19 protein-coding genes are annotated in these 18345 nt (G+C 40.9%); 6 read left to right on the forward strand and 13 right to left on the reverse strand.

The genetic code is table 11. The features are described from left to right. Positions 1–44: 44 nt before the first annotated feature. The 3 genes from ACX1N5_RS10240 to pheS all read right to left on the reverse strand — a co-directional run bounded on the left by ACX1N5_RS10240 (position 45) and on the right by pheS (position 3843). Entirely contained in the window at positions 45–344 is a 300-nt protein-coding gene (locus ACX1N5_RS10240) for an integration host factor subunit alpha (RefSeq protein ID WP_004753656.1), read from the reverse strand. Next, on the reverse strand, positions 341–2722 hold the full coding sequence (gene pheT, locus ACX1N5_RS10245) for a phenylalanine--tRNA ligase subunit beta (RefSeq protein WP_458801896.1): 2382 nt from the start codon (positions 2720–2722) through the stop codon (positions 341–343). Before pheT ends, ACX1N5_RS10240 begins: the two co-directional genes overlap by 4 nt. Before the next feature lie 140 nt (positions 2723–2862). Beyond that, on the reverse strand, positions 2863–3843 hold the full coding sequence (gene pheS, locus ACX1N5_RS10250; RefSeq protein WP_004753659.1) for a phenylalanine--tRNA ligase subunit alpha: 981 nt from the start codon (positions 3841–3843) through the stop codon (positions 2863–2865). A 156-nt stretch (positions 3844–3999) separates the two neighbouring features. Between pheS and ACX1N5_RS10255 the strand changes: the two genes are divergently transcribed. The 4 genes from ACX1N5_RS10255 to ACX1N5_RS10270 all read left to right on the forward strand — a co-directional run bounded on the left by ACX1N5_RS10255 (position 4000) and on the right by ACX1N5_RS10270 (position 7553). Further along, positions 4000–5052: a hypothetical protein gene (locus ACX1N5_RS10255; protein ID WP_458801894.1), complete on the forward strand. Its 1053-nt coding sequence runs from the start codon at positions 4000–4002 to the stop codon at positions 5050–5052. Between the two features lie 132 nt (positions 5053–5184). Further along, positions 5185–5661, forward strand: a complete 477-nt coding sequence (locus tag ACX1N5_RS10260) for a hypothetical protein (RefSeq protein WP_458801893.1) — start codon at positions 5185–5187, stop codon at positions 5659–5661. 165 nt (positions 5662–5826) lie between these two features. Further along, positions 5827–6441, forward strand: coding sequence for a hypothetical protein (locus ACX1N5_RS10265; RefSeq protein WP_458801891.1), 615 nt, complete (start codon positions 5827–5829; stop codon positions 6439–6441). A 20-nt stretch (positions 6442–6461) separates the two neighbouring features. Beyond that, positions 6462–7553, forward strand: coding sequence for an ImmA/IrrE family metallo-endopeptidase (locus tag ACX1N5_RS10270; protein ID WP_458801889.1), 1092 nt, complete (start codon positions 6462–6464; stop codon positions 7551–7553). Between the two features lie 42 nt (positions 7554–7595). Here the strand turns inward: ACX1N5_RS10270 and rplT are convergent, their stop codons facing one another. Continuing rightward, on the reverse strand, positions 7596–7955 hold the full coding sequence (gene rplT / locus ACX1N5_RS10275) for a 50S ribosomal protein L20 (protein WP_004753667.1): 360 nt from the start codon (positions 7953–7955) through the stop codon (positions 7596–7598). Positions 7956–7967: 12 nt separating this feature from the next. Beyond that, positions 7968–8162, reverse strand: coding sequence for a 50S ribosomal protein L35 (rpmI, locus tag ACX1N5_RS10280; protein WP_001096359.1), 195 nt, complete (start codon positions 8160–8162; stop codon positions 7968–7970). 482 nt (positions 8163–8644) lie between these two features. Here rpmI and ACX1N5_RS10285 point away from each other — a divergent pair, with 482 nt between their 5' ends. Further along, positions 8645–9898, forward strand: coding sequence for an MFS transporter (locus ACX1N5_RS10285; protein WP_458801882.1), 1254 nt, complete (start codon positions 8645–8647; stop codon positions 9896–9898). Between the two features lie 34 nt (positions 9899–9932). On the opposite strand, the gene ACX1N5_RS10290 is transcribed toward ACX1N5_RS10285, so the two are convergent. The 4 genes from ACX1N5_RS10290 to thrS form a co-directional block, all read right to left on the reverse strand. Beyond that, positions 9933–10361 carry a YqaA family protein gene (locus ACX1N5_RS10290; protein WP_131379090.1) on the reverse strand — a complete coding sequence of 143 codons (429 nt, stop codon included), beginning with the start codon at positions 10359–10361 and terminating at the stop codon, positions 9933–9935. 26 nt (positions 10362–10387) lie between these two features. Next, positions 10388–11005, reverse strand: coding sequence for a glutathione binding-like protein (locus ACX1N5_RS10295; RefSeq protein ID WP_045794199.1), 618 nt, complete (start codon positions 11003–11005; stop codon positions 10388–10390). 309 nt (positions 11006–11314) lie between these two features. Then, complete coding sequence (infC, locus tag ACX1N5_RS10300; RefSeq protein WP_081399815.1) at positions 11315–11866, reverse strand: translation initiation factor IF-3; 552 nt, start codon at positions 11864–11866, stop codon at positions 11315–11317. A gap of 5 nt (positions 11867–11871) precedes the next feature. Further along, positions 11872–13794 carry a threonine--tRNA ligase gene (gene thrS, locus ACX1N5_RS10305; RefSeq protein ID WP_004753681.1) on the reverse strand — a complete coding sequence of 641 codons (1923 nt, stop codon included), beginning with the start codon at positions 13792–13794 and terminating at the stop codon, positions 11872–11874. 312 nt (positions 13795–14106) lie between these two features. On the opposite strand from thrS, the gene ACX1N5_RS10310 reads away from it, so the two are divergent. Then, positions 14107–15750, forward strand: coding sequence for an acyl-CoA synthetase (locus tag ACX1N5_RS10310; RefSeq protein ID WP_458801880.1), 1644 nt, complete (start codon positions 14107–14109; stop codon positions 15748–15750). A gap of 40 nt (positions 15751–15790) precedes the next feature. Here ACX1N5_RS10310 and yjgA read toward each other — a convergent pair whose 3' ends face one another. The 4 genes from yjgA to panC are packed head-to-tail and all read right to left on the reverse strand — an operon-like array spanning position 15791 to position 18343. Continuing rightward, positions 15791–16345, reverse strand: coding sequence for a ribosome biogenesis factor YjgA (yjgA, locus tag ACX1N5_RS10315; RefSeq protein WP_004753683.1), 555 nt, complete (start codon positions 16343–16345; stop codon positions 15791–15793). A 2-nt stretch (positions 16346–16347) separates the two neighbouring features. Next, the gene (locus ACX1N5_RS10320) at positions 16348–16617 is read right to left on the reverse strand and encodes an HPr family phosphocarrier protein (protein ID WP_004753685.1); all 270 of its coding nucleotides are present in this window, start codon (positions 16615–16617) and stop codon (positions 16348–16350) included. Beyond that, on the reverse strand, positions 16614–17465 hold the full coding sequence (rapZ, locus tag ACX1N5_RS10325) for an RNase adapter RapZ (RefSeq protein WP_004753687.1): 852 nt from the start codon (positions 17463–17465) through the stop codon (positions 16614–16616). Before rapZ ends, ACX1N5_RS10320 begins: the two co-directional genes overlap by 4 nt. Before the next feature lie 32 nt (positions 17466–17497). Beyond that, complete coding sequence (panC, locus tag ACX1N5_RS10330) at positions 17498–18343, reverse strand: pantoate--beta-alanine ligase (protein WP_458801878.1); 846 nt, start codon at positions 18341–18343, stop codon at positions 17498–17500. Positions 18344–18345: the final 2 nt, after the last annotated feature.

The following is an 18345-nucleotide window of genomic DNA, read 5'->3' on the forward strand; positions in this document are numbered from 1 at the left end:
AAATAAGGGGTGAATCAATCACCCCTTCTCTTTCCAAGACTCAATTAGTCTTGTTCGATTTCATTACCCACGCGCTGTCTAAACTTCTGACCAGCACGGAAGGTGACTACACGGCGTGCAGAAATTGGAATTTCTTCGCCTGTTTTCGGGTTGCGACCAGGGCGCTGACGTTTGTCACGTAGCTCAAAGTTCCCAAACCCCGAAAGTTTAACCTGTTCGCCAGCGATTAATGCTTGGCTAATTTCATCAAAGAATAGCTCAACCATTTGTTTGGCTTCACGACGGTTTAAATTCGTAAGCTCGCTTAAATGGTCTGCCATTTCTGCTTTTGTTAATGCTGTCATGACGCCCTCAATGTTGCTTGATAAGTGTTTTGCAACACTTCAATGATGTGATCCATACCTGACTTAATTTCAGCATCTTCTAGTGTTCTCGAAGCATGTTGCCACAACAAAGCAAATGCCAACGATCGCTTACCAGCCTCAACCCCTTGTCCAGTGTATACATCGAACAACCACGTTGAATCGAGAAGCTCTCCACCAGTTTGTTGAATTAACTGCTGAATCTCTTTTACCTCAATCTTATCATCAATTAAAAGCGCAATATCACGTCTAACCGACGGAAAACGTGATAATTCTGTAAAATTAGATACATAAGATTGCAAAACAGCCGTTTGATCGAGTTCAGCCACCCAAGTTGTGCCTAAATCCAATTCATTTTCCAATGATGGATGCAAACGACCCAAGTAACCAATTGACTGACCATCGACCACAATTTCAGCCGACTGTCCAGGATGTAGCCATTCACGAGTCGAGCGCTGATACTCAACATTGACACGTCCAGCCGCAAGAATTTGCTCAACTTCACCTTTCAGGTCAAAGAAATCCATTGGCTGAGTTTTCACATGCCACTGTTCTGGTGCAGATGAACCTACCGCAATTAACGCAAGCGTCGGAATTTGTTTAAGCTCATCGATATTGGTTGCATTTTGATAATCAAAGCGCAGACCTAACTCGAAGAAACGTACACGGTTTTGCTGACGGTTCAGGTTGTACTGCACACAAGGAATCAAACTCGATAGCAAAGTGCTACGCATCACTGCCAAATCACTCGAAATCGGGTTTGCCAATGCCAATGGCTGTACATTTGGATTGAGCTGTTTTTCCAATTTCAAATCAGCAAAACTAAAACTGATCGCTTCTTGGTAACCCAAAGTTGCGATGGTTTGACGTAATTGAGTCAATTCAAAACGGTCTTGATATGTCGCCAATTGCACATCAATTTTTGGCAAGCTGATTTGAATGTTGTCATAGCCGTGAATACGTGCCACTTCTTCAATCAAGTCTTGGTAGATTGCCATGTCATAACGGTGTGATGGCGGTACAACTGACCACTCACCTTGTGTTTTGACCGTTACGGCACAGCCTAACCGGGTTAAAGCATCCGTAATAAAGTCGCTTGCCACGGTATAACCCAGCAATTGATCCACTTGTGCCTGATTCAGTTCAATCGCTTCACGTTTTGGCAATAGGTCTGTCTGTTCAGCTACAGTCACTGGACCAAATTCACCGCCAGCAAGCTGTTGAATCAACTGTGAGGCACGGTTCATTGCCAAGATTGGCAATTCAAAGTCTACGCCACGTTCAAAACGCTGAGATGAATCAGTGTGCAAACCGAAACGGCGCGCACGTCCTGCAATTGCAAGCGGATTAAAGAATGCACTTTCAAGGAAAATATCTTGAGTGTCATCGGTCACGCTTGATGCCAAACCACCCATGATGCCTGCGATTGCCAAGGTTTTCACATCATCTGCAATTACCATGACATCTTCATTCAGCTCTACTTCTTGCTCATTGAGCAATTGCAGTTTTTCTTGAGCAGTTGCTTGACGAACCTGTACAGCACCTTCAAGTTTTGCCAAGTCAAATGCATGCATTGGCTGACCAAGTTCAAGCAAGACGTAGTTGGTAATATCCACCAAAATGCTATGCGTGCGCACACCTGAACGGGTCAAGGCTTGCTCCATCCATTCTGGTGTCGCTGCTTTCACATTGACATTTTTAATGACACGACCCAAATAACATGGTGCACCTGGTGTAGTCACAACAACTGCTTTTTCATCGGCAACAGTGGCTGCAACAGGTTGAATCTCAGGTTGATTCATGGGCAATTGGTTAATTACCCCAATTTCACGGGCAATCCCACGGATACTAAAGCAGTCACCACGGTTTGGTGTAATTGAAATATCAATGACGTTATCATCAAGTTTCAAGTATTCACGAATGTTGACACCAATTGGCGCATCTTCAGGCAGTTCAAGCAAACCATCGATTTTATCTTCAAGGTCAATCTCTGAAGCACCACACAACATACCGTGTGATTCAATACCACGAAGCTTGCCTTTTTTGATTTTGAAATCGCCTGGCAAAACTGCACCAATGGTTGCAACAGGTGCTTTCATGCCTACACGCACGTTTGGTGCACCGCACACGATTTGCAATGGCTCACCTGAACCGATATTCACTGTAGTTACACGTAAGCGGTCTGCATCTGGATGTTGCTCTACTGTCAGCACCTCACCCACCACAACGCCTGTAAATGCTTTGGCTACAGGCGAAAGCTCATCGACTTCCAAGCCGAGCATGGTCAGTTGTTCAGATAATGTATTGCTATCGATTGCTGGGTTAACCCATGTGCGCAGCCAGTTTTCGCTAATTTTCATTTCGTAAAAAACCTATATATCTAAAATCTTTAATCCCCCTCTCTAGCCCAACTTCCACATTGCCGGAAAATTCCATTCTTTAATGTGGCGTGCCTCTCTTTTTTAGAGGAGAGCTTAGGAGAGGATTTTAAAAAATCTGTTTAAGCAAATTGGCGCAAGAAACGCACATCATTTTGGTAGAACATACGCAAGTCATTGATGCCATAACGCAACATTGCAAAACGCTCTACACCCAGACCAAAGGCAAAACCTTTATATTTTTCAGGGTCAATGCCTGCTGAACGTAAAACATTTGGGTGCACCATGCCACAACCCAAAACTTCTAACCAGCGACCACGCTCATCCATAATATCCACTTCTGCACTTGGTTCAGTAAATGGGAAATAAGATGGACGGAAACGTACTTTCAAATCTTTTTCAAAGAATTCATTCAACAAGTTCACCAACAAGCCTTTCAATTCAGCAAAGCTCGTGTTTTCTGCCACATACAACCCTTCAATTTGATGGAACATCGGTGAATGTGTTTGGTCAGAGTCACAACGGTAAACACGACCTGGGCAGACAATACGAATCGGTGGTTGTGTGGTTTCCATGGTACGAATTTGCACGCCAGACGTATGGGTACGTAGCAAATGCGATGCATCGAAATAGAAGGTGTCGTGCATGGCACGTGCAGGGTGATGTCCTGGGATGTTGAGCGCTTCAAAGTTATGATAATCGTCTTCAACTTCAGGGCCTGTTGCAACGGTAAAACCTGCCTTGGTAAAGAACTGGCAAATACGCTCTTGTACTTGCGTCACAGGGTGAATACTACCCATGCTCTGACCACGACCTGGTAAGGTAATGTCGATGGTTTCACTCGCCAGTTTGGCAGCTAAAGCTTGTTGTTGTAATGCAGTTTGGCGCTCAGTCAAAGCATTATTGATTGCTTCACGAACAGCATGAATTTTTGCACCTTCAACTTTACGTTGTTCAGGATCCATTTTTCCTAAGGCTTTTGACTGCTCTGCAAGCTGACTCTTCTTACCTGTAAACTGCACCCGTACTTGGTCAAGTGTAGCAAGATCTTGAGCTGCAGCAATTGCATCCAGCGCTTCAGTGGTCAGGGCTTCCAGTGACATAATTTCTCTCAAAGCATCAATGTTAAAAAATAAATTAAACTTGTCATTCTAACAGCTTTTCAGCATATTGATGAGCTTTGTACACGATGAAAATTCTAATACCATCCTGATTTGTAAAAAGTATAAAATATTGCAACGGTAATACTGAGAAACACTATGGCACTCGACCCGATTTGGAAACAACAACTGACTTTAGTGACTTATGGCAATGAATATTTGTCTCATGGTCTCAGTGTGCAACAGTGGCGAGAGCTTCCTATTTTTGATGAACATACTTTTGTGTTTCGTGATTTGATGTCACAGCATTTGCTTGCCCAGCATTTTCAAATTTGGTTAGAAAACCTAAAAAAACAGGGAACAACTCGACTGAGCTTACATGCTTCAAGTATGCTTAATGATGAAAAAAATCCAAATCCAAATATTGAGTTACTCCCCTATTCACATTTTATTGTCAGTCATCATGACAAGAAAAAAATGGCATGGGTATTTGGTAATGAACTGGCAGAATGGTTCAATGCCGAACAAGAATTTCTCATTCCAAGTGCTCAACACAGTCCGATTCGCCAAGAAACATTTTGGAATTTCGAATTAAATAGTAAGCTCTACAAAAAAATTCAGGCAGACCTTCAAACCCCTGATTGGGAAAGGATTCAGCAATATCTTACCCAAGAACTCTTCAATACCACTTATGCCCAAATTGTTCAGCAACAACGCTTTATTGAACAGCACTACACAGGCTTTAATCTGACCCAACCACAAAAGATTGCGATTGACCTGGAAGAAAAATCAGCACTCCTTCCTGCACAATATCAGGCGAGTTTAAGTAATGAGTTACTGATTAAACTTGAAGCCTTAGAACTTGATCTGGCTGAGCAAGCGACAGTTCATAAGGAAGAAAATCAGGTCTTTACATCGGTCGATGAACAGCGCGCCTTTAAGCATTTTTCAGTAAAACTTGATGATTTATTCAGTAAATTTATTGTTAAAACTGCCAACCACTACCAAACGGCACAGCGTAAAGTCGTAGAACCTGAAACACCATTTGACGCGCCAGCACCACAAGCTCAAACAGCATCCCATTCTGGTTTACATCTGCATAAAGCAGCAACCAGCGAACAGCATAAGCATCAGATTTCAAATAAAAATGTGATTGCTTTAGTGATTATCACAGTGTTGATTTGTGCTTTGGCATATTATTTTGGTTTTTAATGAGATAACAGATTGGTATATCTTAAAGATGTGCCAATCTTTTGATTGACTTAACCTTGTTTTAATCTACAACAATTATAAAAAACCCATATCGATGATATTCGTCTTATTGGGTACTAAAAGGATAAAACTATGCAGATAAACTTTTCTCGTTTAAGCCGTTTTAGTCTAGTTGCTGTATTAAGTTTACCTCTTACTACTTGGGCACAACCCACTTCCTCAGCTACAGATAACACCCATGAAGTCAATCAACGCCTCGATTTTTTATATGGTCAGCATCAACCTTATCAGAAGTTTTTGAAAGATTTTCAAACTTCAACCTATGAACATCATAAAAACCAAGTGGTTGCAATGATCAACTATCCCATCAAAATCAATTTAAATGGCAAGAAAATCACGTTTAAATCACGTCAAGACTTACTCAAACGTTACGATGAAATCTTTGATCCAATGCTGGTCAAAATTATTCAGGAACAAAAATATGAAAACTTGTTTGCAAACACGCATGGCGTGATGATTGGGGAAAGTGGCGAGATCTGGTTCTCGGGTCTTTGTGTCGATAAAGACTGCAAAAAAGTTGAAGTTAAAGTCATTACCATCAACAAATAAAGTTTAATCGTGCAATAAAATATTAATTACTTATAAACTAAATTTCAATCAAGGTGACAAATTTAAAAAAATGAAATAAATAGGTTGACGTTTTTAAAATATTGAAATAGATTGAAACTTCGCTACTTAGGATTTTCCTTCAAATTAATAATAGGAACGTTATACATGGTCAAATATCCTCATCCATCAGCATTTGATAAAGAATTAACGGATGATAAATTAACTTATATTTCAAAATTAATGCTTCAAACCTTTGATAAAACATTTAAAGATACTCGAGACATTGATGATGATAACTATACTTTTGGCACAATGTTTTTTAAACGAACACATAATTGCTTTTTTCGTGAGTTCAGCAGTGACCAATGCCTCTTTAATATAAAAATTCTAGATAAAACCAATAAATTTATTTTCCAGATTGGACAAACATCTTGTAGATTTTTTGAAGAAAAAGACTATTTTCACCCCACAAAGAAAGGGGCATTCGTATCTACTATACAACCTCAACCTAGTTTATTTAATGAAGAAGTAGGTATCCCAGTATTTTCAAATTTTTACTTAATGTATTCCCTCGATGAAGATGAGCTTCCAATGGCAACTGTTGTTTTTGTTAGTTATGACACTAATAAGAACATAGTTTCATTTTGGGAATATAATTCTTCTAGTCTCACTCCTGCGATTCATTCAGATGATTTGTATACTCCTGATGGTAACAGCAATAAGCGTCCACGAAACTTATCAAGTAAGCGTCGCAAGGATAACAAATCGAATGAAAGCTAAAACAGCAATTAGGTTTTAAAATGTTCAATTCTTTTAATGGTCTAGAATTAAAACTGCTTAGACTATTCAATGAGTTTTCTCTTGAAGATGTGGCAAAAAAAGTTGATAAATCAAAGCAGTACATACATAAGCTTGAAACTGGTCTTAGTTATCCAACTGATGACCTATTAAAAAGCTTATGCGGCTTATTTAATGTCAAAGAAGAATTTTTCTATCAAATTCACTCACCTTTGCAGGAAGATCAAATCCATTTTCGGAGCCTAAAAACCTCAAGACAATTTGCCAAACAAGTTGTTATAGCCAGAGCTGAACAATTAAACCGTCTTATTAAATTTATTGAGACAAATGTTAATTTGCCTGATTATGCAATTAATGCAGAGGAAATTGATCATACAATACTTACTGGAGATCAAATTGAAAAAATTGCTATCGACTTTAGAAAGCAATTTGAATTAGGTTTAGCACCTATCTACAACTTAACTGAATTTTGTGAAGACATAGGTATAATCATTACTGATTTTGACTCAATTTCAACTGAAGTTGATGCTTTATCCTTAATTTGCCAAAGACCAATTATTGTTAGAAACACTAGTAAAAAAAGCGTTTGCCGACAACGTTTTGACATTGCTCATGAGGTTGGGCATATGGTTTTACATAATGGTGTGATTACAGGGGATAATTTAACTGAATCACAAGCCCATAGATTTGCTAGTTCTCTTTTGTTACCAAAATCTATACTCAGAACGAATTTTCCCATTTTATTTAAAGGTGGACGTTTTGATTGGAATAAAATGAGTGAGTTCAAACAAATATGGGGAATTAGCAAAGCTGCTATTCTATATCGCGCAAAGCAACTCAATTTAATTGATGACAACCAATATAAAACTGGAGTAATACATCTAAGAGTTAACGGTGAAGCAAAGCAAGAAAGTGAAGACACTATTATGCCAGAAGAAAAGCCAAGCCTTCTTAAAGATGCTATTAACTGTATTCTAGATGATGGATTATCTGCAAAAAATATTTCTGATGAATTAAATATTTCCCCATTAATACTTGAAAAACTAACAAGAATGAAGTTTCCCAATACAGAAACCACATTAAAAATTATTTAATAAAAAAGACCGCAAAATGCGGTCTTTTTTGAATCTCTAAGCTTATGCAGCTAAAGCAGATTTAGCTTTTTCAGCTAAAGCAGCGAAAGCAACTGCATCATGCATAGCGATGTCAGCTAATACGCGACGGTCGATGATCACTTGAGCTTTTTTCAAGCCATCGATCATACGGCTGTAAGACAAACCGTTTTGACGAGCACCAGCGTTGATACGCGCAATCCATAGAGCACGGAATTGACGTTTTTTCTGACGACGGTCACGGTAAGCGTATTGACCAGCTTTGATTACCGCTTGGAACGCTACGCGATAAACGCGTGAACGAGCACCATAGTAACCTTTAGCACGAGCGAGAATTTTTTTGTGACGACGATGAGCCACTACACCACGTTTTACACGAGCCATTTATAAATCTCCTTAGATGTATGGGCACATACGACGAACTGAAGCAACGTCACTCACGTGAACCATTACACAGCCGCGCAACTGACGAATACGCTTAGCAGATTTTTTGGTCAAAATGTGGCGTTTGAACGCTTGTTTACGCTTGAAACCGTTAGCAGTCGCTTTGAAACGTTTAGCTGCACCACGGCGAGTTTTTAACTTAGCCATAACAACCTCTTTAAGCACCTGTTCGGCTCGTTTGCACCATTGCAATAACGACCTGCAGGTAAGGAAGGCAGTATTTTATAGTAAGTTTGCTCAAAACAAAAGCATTTCTCCTGTTAATTTTTTACATGACCTAGCCATTCTTCAAACAAAATTTGTCATAGATTTGAGAGGCTATTTTTTAAATCTGTCATGTTGCCAAGGTATGCTCAACCAATGCTAGAGATGCATCTCTGTTACAGAGAAAAATCAGGCTAAGTCATAAACACGGTATTATTCAGCTGTTACGCTCATCGACTCCTGCAAAGTCAGCCTAAAGCTAACCACCCTGCCACATTATTTTTCGTGAATATGATGGATGAACTTATCTTAAAAATTTATATCCATTCCCACTATATTCAATAGCTAAAATCTCAAATCATGAGAGTAATCTTAGTTCAATATCGCTATAATCGACTTCTTTATATCGCTTATATTCTAATATCATGCACACAAAACAGGATGCTTTTGCTGCACTTCGCTATCGCGATTTTTCCATTATTACGATTAACCAACTCTGTTTAACTCTCGGTATCCTCATTCAGGAAGTGATTGTCGGATACAGCCTTTATCAGATTACCAAAGACCCGCTAACCCTCGGTATGATTGGTCTGGCAGAAGCTATCCCCTTTATTAGCCTGTCTTTATGGGGAGGGTATTTTGCGGATAAGTTCAATAAACAGACCATCATGAAAATCTGTCTATTTTTCTCTTTCCCATTGCCTCTCATTCTGTGGACACTATTTCATCGTTATGATACCCAGCTCATTTCAGTTGAAATGCTCAAATGGGGAATTTATAGCGTTATTTTTGGTTTTGGGATTATTCGTGGGTTTTATTCACCTGCTGCAACTTCACTGAAACCTTTTCTGATTCCACGTGAACTCTATACCAATGGTGCAACATGGACCACGATTGGCTGGCAAAGTGGCGTGATTTTAGGGCCAATGCTTGGTGGCTTCATGCTGGCAGGGTTAGGGCGTGAAACCAGCTTACTGACTGTTGCAGCGCTGATGTTTACCTGCTTTTGTTTGGTGAATTTACTCCAAAAACGCCAATTTCCTGCGATGGAGAAAGCCGCCCTTTGGTCAAGTATGCAAGAAGGCTTCCGTTTTATATGGAATACCAAAATTGTACTCTGGGCAATCTCGCTAGATTTGGTTTCAGTATTGTTTGGTGGCGTCATCGCATTACTGCCCATTTTCGCTTCAGATATTCTAAAGACAGGGCCTGAAGGCTTGGGATTGTTACGTGCTGCACCTTCGATTGGAGCACTCATCACCATGTTCTTGCTGACCCGTTTTCCTCCAACTCAACATGCATGGCGCAATATGCTTTTGGCTGTGGCAGGGTTTGGCATATTTACACTCATGTTTGCTTTTTCAAACCATATGTGGCTCTCATTGTTTGCACTGCTCATGACAGGTGCTTGTGACAGCGTTTCGGTTGTTATTCGCCAGACAATTTTACAACTCTACCCACCAGAAAATATGCGAGGCCGCGTTGCTGCAGTCAACGGTATGTTTGTCTCTAGCAGTAATGAACTTGGCGCGTTTGAATCGGGTTTGGCTGCCAAATACATGGGCACCATCACCGCAACCATTTTCGGGGGGTGCATGACTCTCGCTGTCGTCATTGTAAGCTGGATTAAAACATCTGAACTGTTTGATGTGGATGTCAATAAAAGCTCTCAGCATTAATTGCATGAGGGAAAGGAATATCTTTTCCCTCAAATCACCCAAACATGCCTAAATATAAAATATACAGACATATATAGCGCCCAGTTTTGGCAATGGTCACTATTCCCAAAAACCGCCAAAAATTTTCCCGCATCAAGCCTGCAATCAGGGTAATCGGATCACCAATAATTGGGGTCCAGCTCAATAATAATGAATAAAAACCATATTGATGGTATATCTGCTGTGCTTGTTTCAGGCGGGGTTCAGACACTGGAAACCATTTTTTATGCTTAAAATGCTCAATTTTAAGCCCTAACCACCAATTCACACATGAACCTAAAACATTACCAACACTGGCAACGAACAATAACAATACAGGATCGTGATGACCTTGCACCAGTAAAGTCATCAACACGGCTTCTGACTGTAAAGGAAGTAACGTTGCAGCCCCAAAAGCAGAGATAAACAACAACCAATAACTCATGAGACCCAAGGCGAATAAGTAAAAAACTATACGTGTATCGACAATGCTTTTTGAACCGCTGGACGGGCGTTCATACGTTGCATATAAGCTTTTACATTTGGAAACTCATCTAACTCAATACTTTGCCATTCATAACGGCATAGCCACGGGAAAATGGCCATATCTGCAATTGAGTATTCCCCTGCCACATAGTTCTGACCAATTAACTGCTTTTCAAGTACACCATATAAGCGTTTGGTTTCATTGATATAACGGTCAATTGCATAGGGAATTTTTTCTTTGGCAAAACGGTTAAAATGATGATTCTGCCCGAGCATTGGCCCCAAGCCACCCATTTGCCACATCAACCATTGTTCTACTTCAACGCGCTGCTGCTCATCCGTTGGATAAAACAATCCCGTTTTTCGTCCAAGATATTGCAAAATAGCACCAGATTCAAACACAGAGATAGGTTCACCACGCGGACCATTCTGATCAACAATTGCAGGAATTTTATTATTGGGAGAGATTTTTAGAAAGTCTGGTTGAAACTGATCATTTTCTGAGATATTAATGGGGAAAATTTGATATTCAAGTCCCATTTCTTCAAGCGCGATTGTTACTTTATGACCATTGGGTGTACCCCAATAATATACATCAATCATTCGAATTCCTTTGCTTATTTGAGTGCATCTGTTTTGGTTTGCCTGTTATATCATGTTTTTATGAAAGGTCTAAAACTATAAAACTGATAAAAATAATCAATATATCAAGATAAAAATAATTCTTAAAATCATATTATGAGAATTAAATTAATAATTACAGTCAATTAAAAGCTGATACTGTCATAAATATTACATTTATTATACTCAATTGCATCTTAACAGAATCATGATATCAACTCAGTGAAAATCGCATGAATAAAAAAAGCACCGCCAAAACTGGCGATGCTTTTTTTACGTCAAACCAAGCGATTACTTTTTCTTTTTAGGTCCAAGTAACATGCCCATTTGGCGACCTTCCATTTTTGGTGCCTGTTCAACAACACCCCATTCAGCCACGTCTGTTTCAATTTTTTGTAATTGAGCTAGACCCAGTTGTTGGTGTGCCATTTCACGACCACGGAAACGCAAGGTAATTTTAACCTTGTTACCTTCTTCCAAGAAACGGAGGATCGCACGTAGCTTAACGTTATAATCCCCAATATCAGTTCCAGGGCGCAACTTGATTTCTTTCACTTGCACTTGATGTTGTTTTTTCTTTGCATCTTTTTGCTTTTGCTTAAGATCAAACAAGTGCTTGTTGAAATCCATGATTTTACAAACAGGTGGCTCTGCATTTGCAACGATCTCAACAAGGTCAAGATCAGCATCTTCTGCAGCTCGCAATGCTTCATTTAATGAAACAATCCCTTTTTGTTCACCTTCAGCATCAATAAGCCGTACCTCTTTGGCACGAATCTCAGTGTTCAATGCTGGACGATTGCTTTTACCACCTTGTTGTTGGTTACGATCAGGCTGTTTAATCTTTCTTACTCCACAATGTACCGGCCACGTTCGGCTACGGCAGATTTCACCAAGTCAATGAAAGCATCAATTGACATAGTACCTAAATTTTTTCCTGAGCGCGTACGGACATTGACTGTACCCTCTTCAACTTCTCGGTCACCAAGAACTAAAAGGTACGGAATACGCTCCAGTGTACGTTCACGAATCTTAAAGCCGATTTTCTCATTTCTCAAGTCTGAAATGGCACGTAAACCATTTTCTTTGAGTTTCGCCACGACTTGTTGGCATGCTTCGGCTTGAGAATCAGTAATATTCATGACACAAGCCTGCACGGGTGCTAACCAAGGTGGCATGAAACCGGCATAGTGTTCAATAAGTATACCAATAAAACGCTCAAAACTGCCAAGAATTGCACGATGCAACATCACAGGTTGATCACGTTCATTGTCTTCAGTTACAAAAGACGCATCTAAACGCTCTGGCAAGTTAAAGTCACATTGGATTGTACCGCACTGCCACACACGACCTAAGCAGTCTTTCAATGAGAATTCAATTTTCGGACCATAGAATGCACCTTCACCTGGTTGCAAGTCCCAATCAAGACCTGCTGCATCCAACGCATCTGCCAAAGATTTCTCCGCCATATCCCAAAGTGCATCATCACCCACACGCTTTTCTGGGCGAGTAGAGAGTTTCATTTGCACTTCTTCAAAGCCAAAGTCTTTATATACATCTAAAGTCAGTTTAATGAAGTCAGCAACTTCTTGACCGATTTGTTCTTTGGTACAGAAAATATGCGCATCGTCTTGAGTAAAGCCACGCACACGCATAATACCGTGCAATGAACCCGATGGTTCGTTACGGTGACATGAGCCAAACTCTGCCAAGCGAATTGGTAAATCACGGTAAGATTTCAAACCTTGATTAAACACTTGAACATGACATGGGCAGTTCATCGGCTTAACGGCATAGTTACGACTTTCTGAATGAGTCGTAAACATGTTGTCCGCATAGTTTGCTGCATGACCTGATTTTTCCCACAAAGTGAAATCTACGATTTGTGGTGTTTTAATTTCAAGGTAGCCATTGTCCTGCTGAACTTTACGCATGTATTGTTCAAGCACTTGATAAATAGTCCAGCCATTTGGATGCCAGAACACCATACCAGGTGCTTCTTCTTGCATGTGGAACAAGTCCAGTGCCTTACCGATTTTACGGTGGTCACGCTTTTCCGCTTCTTCAATACGTTTAATATAAGCAGCAAGCTGTTTCTTGTCCGCCCAAGCTGTACCGTAGATACGTTGCAACTGTTCATTCTTCGCATCACCGCGCCAGTAAGCACCAGAGATTTTAGTGAGCTTGAATGATTTTAAGAATTTTGTATTTGGTACGTGTGGACCACGGCACATGTCCAAATAGTCTTGATGGTAGTACAAGCCCATTTGCGTTTCGTTTGGCATGTCCGCAATCAAGCGTAATTTGTATTCTTCACCACGTGCAGTAAATTCTGCGATCACTTCATCACGTGGAGTCATTTTTTTGATGACATCATAGTCTTGGTCGATGAGCTTTTTCATACGCTCTTCGATGGCAGCCATATCATCTAATGTAAATGGACGTGGCATCCAGATGTCATAGTAGAAACCTTCTTCAATGACAGGACCAATCACCATCTTTGCCTCTGGAAAAAGCTGCTTAACTGCGTGACCAACCAAGTGCGCACACGAGTGACGAATGATTTCGACGCCTTCTTCATCTTTAGGCGTGATAATTTGCAGCGTTGCATCTTCGGTAATTAAATCTGATGCATCAACCAAGCGGTCATTCACACGGCCTGCAACAGTGTTTTTCGCCAGTCCAGGTCCGATACTTAGAGCGACATCCATAACGGATACAGCTTGATCAAAAGCTTTTTGATCGCCATTTGGCAATGTGATAATTGGCATAAATAAATCCTTAAGGAGTGATGCCCCACACAATAGAGCATGTCACCGCGAGATTAAAATCGAGGAAAACCTCAAAATAAAAACGGTGGCTAAAAAAGTCCCCTATGATTCTACACGTCTTGTGCTATTTAAGAAACCTTTGTATTTCAATCTATAATTTTTTTAAACCATATCAATCCTCAGGCCTAAAATAAACCTCTCCAGCCAGCACACTTAAGACTAAAGCAGGGCTAATTTTTACCGCAGAATTCATCTAATGTGTATGCAAAATAGTCAAAACGATATAACAACAACACGACAGGAGCAATTGACATGGCAGTCAGTGCATACGATGAGTTACCGAAAAATGCAGCAAATTTTGTTGCACTATCACCACTGCGCTATCTAGAACGAGCGGCTCATATTTACCCGCATCAAGCCGCCATAATTCATGGGACACGGCAGATTACTTGGCGTGAAAAATATATGCGCTGTCGCCAGTTTGCCCACCAGCTCAATCAGCTCGGTATCGGGAAAAATGATACCGTTTCGGTGTTATTGCCCAATATTCCCGCAATGATTGAAGCGCACTTTGCTGTTCCCATGGCTGGTGCTGTACTCAATACACTCAATACCCGCCTCGATGCCAAAACACTGGCATTTATGCTAGACCATGCTGAAAGCAAACTATTGCTGGTTGATAGTGAATTTTCGGCACTGGCACAAGAAGCACTGGCTTTGGTTAAACATCAGGTCCTCGTGATTGATGTGCATGATGCCGAATATGATGGTGCTGCAAAGGATATTGGTTTTATTGAGTATGAAACTTGGCTCGCACAGGGAGATGCCGATTTTGAATGGCATTTACCTAACGATGAATGGGATGCAATCAGCCTCAACTACACGTCAGGCACAACAGGCAATCCCAAAGGTGTGGTTTATCATCATCGGGGGGCATACATTAATGCCGCCAGTAACATCATTGCCAGTGGCATGATTCCACGCGCCAAATATCTATGGACCCTGCCACTGTTTCACTGCAATGGCTGGTGTTTTGCATGGACAATGGCTGCCAACGGGGGCACCAATATTTGCCTGCGTAAAGTCGACACGGAACAGGTTTTTCAGCTGATTGCCCAACATAAGGTTGATTATTTCTGTGGCGCACCGATTGTGTTGTCTATGCTGATTAATACCCCTAAAGACAAACAGATCACGTTTAACCATCAAGTAGAAGTCATGGTCGCAGGTGCAGCACCACCCGCAGCGATCATTGAAGGAATGCGCAATATTGGCATTAATGTCACTCATGTCTACGGTCTGACTGAAACTTATGGCCCTTCTGCACTCTGTGCTTCACAAGCAGGCTGGAGTGAGTTATCGATTCAGGAACAAGCTCAATTGCATTCGCGTCAGGGTGTACCATACCCATTACAAGATGCCATGAAAGTGATCGATCCTGAAACTATGGAGCCCGTACCACATGATGGACATACCATGGGTGAAATCATGTTCCGTGGCAATATTGTGATGAAAGGTTATCTAAAAAACCCACACGCCACCGAAGAAGCTTTTGCTGGCGGATGGTTTCACACGGGTGATCTTGCGGTTTGTCAGCCTGATGGCTATGCCAAAATTATGGACCGTTCTAAAGACCTGATTATTTCAGGTGGAGAAAATATTTCATCTCTTGAAATTGAGGAAGTACTCTATCAGCATCCTGCTGTTTTAACTGCGGCAGTGGTTGCCAAACCCGATCCTTATTGGCAGGAAGTGCCCTGTGCTTTTATTGAAGTCAAAACAGGTCATGAACTCAGTGCAGAGCAACTGATTGAACACTGCAAACAATATCTGGCACGTTATAAATTACCAAAAGATATTGTGATGACCGAAATCCCAAAAACCTCGACAGGTAAGTTACAGAAATTTATTTTGCGAGAATGGGCAAAACAACGTGCAGAACAGCAAACAGGCTAAATTCAACACAATAAATAAGCGACCTTAAAGGTCGCTTTATTTATCTTGATTTACCCTGATCAGAGAGCAGTCCAACTTGCTGTACATAGTTCAACAACTTCTGACGTGAAACTTCAAGCTCTTCGTCCGTTGCTTCAAGTTGCTTGTCGCGGTAAATACGCAAGACATGCTGACGCAAAGTGTGTTTATCCGTTGCATTGAACTGCTTACTAAATTCATGAATCGCACTATCGCCTTGCTCAATCATACGATCAACCCAGCGTTGCAACTGTACCTGTTTTTTTACCCCTTGCTGCGGAGTTAGATACGATAAAATCAGACTTTCATCTTCATTGCGAAGCAGTTTGCCAATCCGCTGAAATTGGCGGCGGCGTGCTTCAAATGAGCTAATGGTTTGTACATCAAGCAGCGCTTCAATTAAACGTTCTTCAACAGGGAGTTGTTGAATTTGCTTAATGGATAGTGCGGCCAATCGTTCACCCAAAGCTGCCATGCGCTGTACAGCTTTCTTTTGTTCAGTTTTGCTTGCACGACCATCTAAAGATTCAAAATCTTCTTCGGTATAGCGTTGTTGCGGTTGCGGTCGTCGTGCCACGTTTAATCTGCCTCATAAAATTTTGCTGCGAAAAGTGCCAGAACTTCGTCTAAGGCTTTCTCTTCATCTGGTCCGTCTACAACAATGCGTAATGTTGTTCCCTTTCCAGCACCAAGCATTAACAATGCCATAATGTTTTTTGCATCGATCAATTTATCGCCCTTACCTACCTGAATCGAAGAGCGGAATTTGGTGGTCACTTCAATTAATTTGCCAGAGGCACGTGCATGTAAACCAAGTTTATTAATTACATCTACTGTCGTGTCAATCATGACCAATGCTTCATTTCTCTATGTAAAACTTGAATAGACCAGTTCGCCTTCAGTGCTTTTCTAAGTCTATCCACCATATAAACTGAGCGGTGCTGCCCACCCGTACATCCAATGGAGACGGTAATGTAATGTCTATGCCCTTCTGCAAAGGCAGGAAGCCATTTTGCTAAAAACTGATAAATATCACTAAACATGGCATTGGTTTGATCATTTGCCCCCAAAAATTCCTGAATCGGGGTATCCAGACCAGAGAATTTGCGTAATTCTAAATCCCAGTGCGGATTTGGCAAGTGTCTGACATCAAAAACATAGTCAGCATCAAGTGGAATGCCATGTTTATAACCAAATGATTGCAAAATCACAACCATATCTTCTGACTGTCCAAGTTTGGACAACAAGGTATGCTTTAAATCATGCACACTTTTGTCTGTAGTATCAATATTGACTGTTGCACGAAACTGCATTGGCAGCAACAGGCTTTTTTCTATTGCAATACATTCAAGCAAAGTTTTATAACGTGTTGCAAGTGGATGAGGACGGCGTGACGCACTAAAACGCGAAATCAATCCTTGATCCTGCGTGGTCAAATAAATTACATCGACCATACCATGTTTTTGTAATTGTTCAAAAACGTGATCAAATTCCTGAAAATCCGCTTGTGTACTACGAACATCTACACCAAGCGCCAATTGCTCAAGATTATTTTCATGATCCAGTTTGGCGACAATTTCGGGAAGCAGTGCCAACGGCAAATTATCAATACAGTAATAGCCCAAATCTTCGAGCACTTGTAGCGCAGAGGATTTTCCTGAACCTGATTGACCTGTGACAATTAAAATACGTTTCATGACACTGCTTTCCTCATTGCGTTTAGACAATGTTATCCAACAAATTTGACAATCAAATTATCGATTAAACGCGTTGTGCCTAATTTTGCTGCTACAAAGATCACAGTATCTTGCTTAAAGTCTGTGACCATTTGCAACGTTGGGCTACGCGCCTCAACATAATCAACGACAAAACCTGCATGCGTAAGTTGTGTTTTTATCTCAGCCAAAATGGCATCCAAACTCACGCCCTCTAGCAAAGCCTTTTCAGCATGTTTCAAACTTTGATAAATCGTTGGTGCAATTGCACGTTGCTCAGGGGTCAAATAACCATTACGTGAGCTAAGTGCCAAACCATCAGCAGCACGTGTGATAGGCACGCCAATCACTTCGATCGGGAAACTTAAATCTTGCACCAACTGACGAATAACCGCCAACTGCTGAAAGTCTTTTTGCCCAAAAAATGCCAAGCTGGGTTGAACAATATTAAATAACTTGCTAACTACAACCGCAACACCATCAAAGTGTCCTGGGCGCGATGCACCACACAAATCAGCAGTAATCCCTGAGACACTAATGTTCGTTAAAAATGGCTGCTTGCCATACATTTGCTCCACACTCGGTGCAAAAACAATATCGCAACCTACATCAGCAACTAACTGGCTGTCTTTGTCTAAAGTTCGTGGGTAATTATCAAAATCTTCGTTCGGTCCAAACTGAATTGGATTCACAAAAACACTGACCACAACAACATCACACAATTTTTTCGCTTCGCGAACTAAATTGAGATGCCCTTCATGCAAATTCCCCATGGTTGGGACAAATCCAATGCGTTTTTTTGCAGTACGTGCTGGACTAAGCGCTGCATTTAACCCCTGAATGGTCGTTTCAGTTTTCATGA

The sequence above is a fragment of the Acinetobacter sp. ANC 4636 genome (assembly GCF_054454555.1).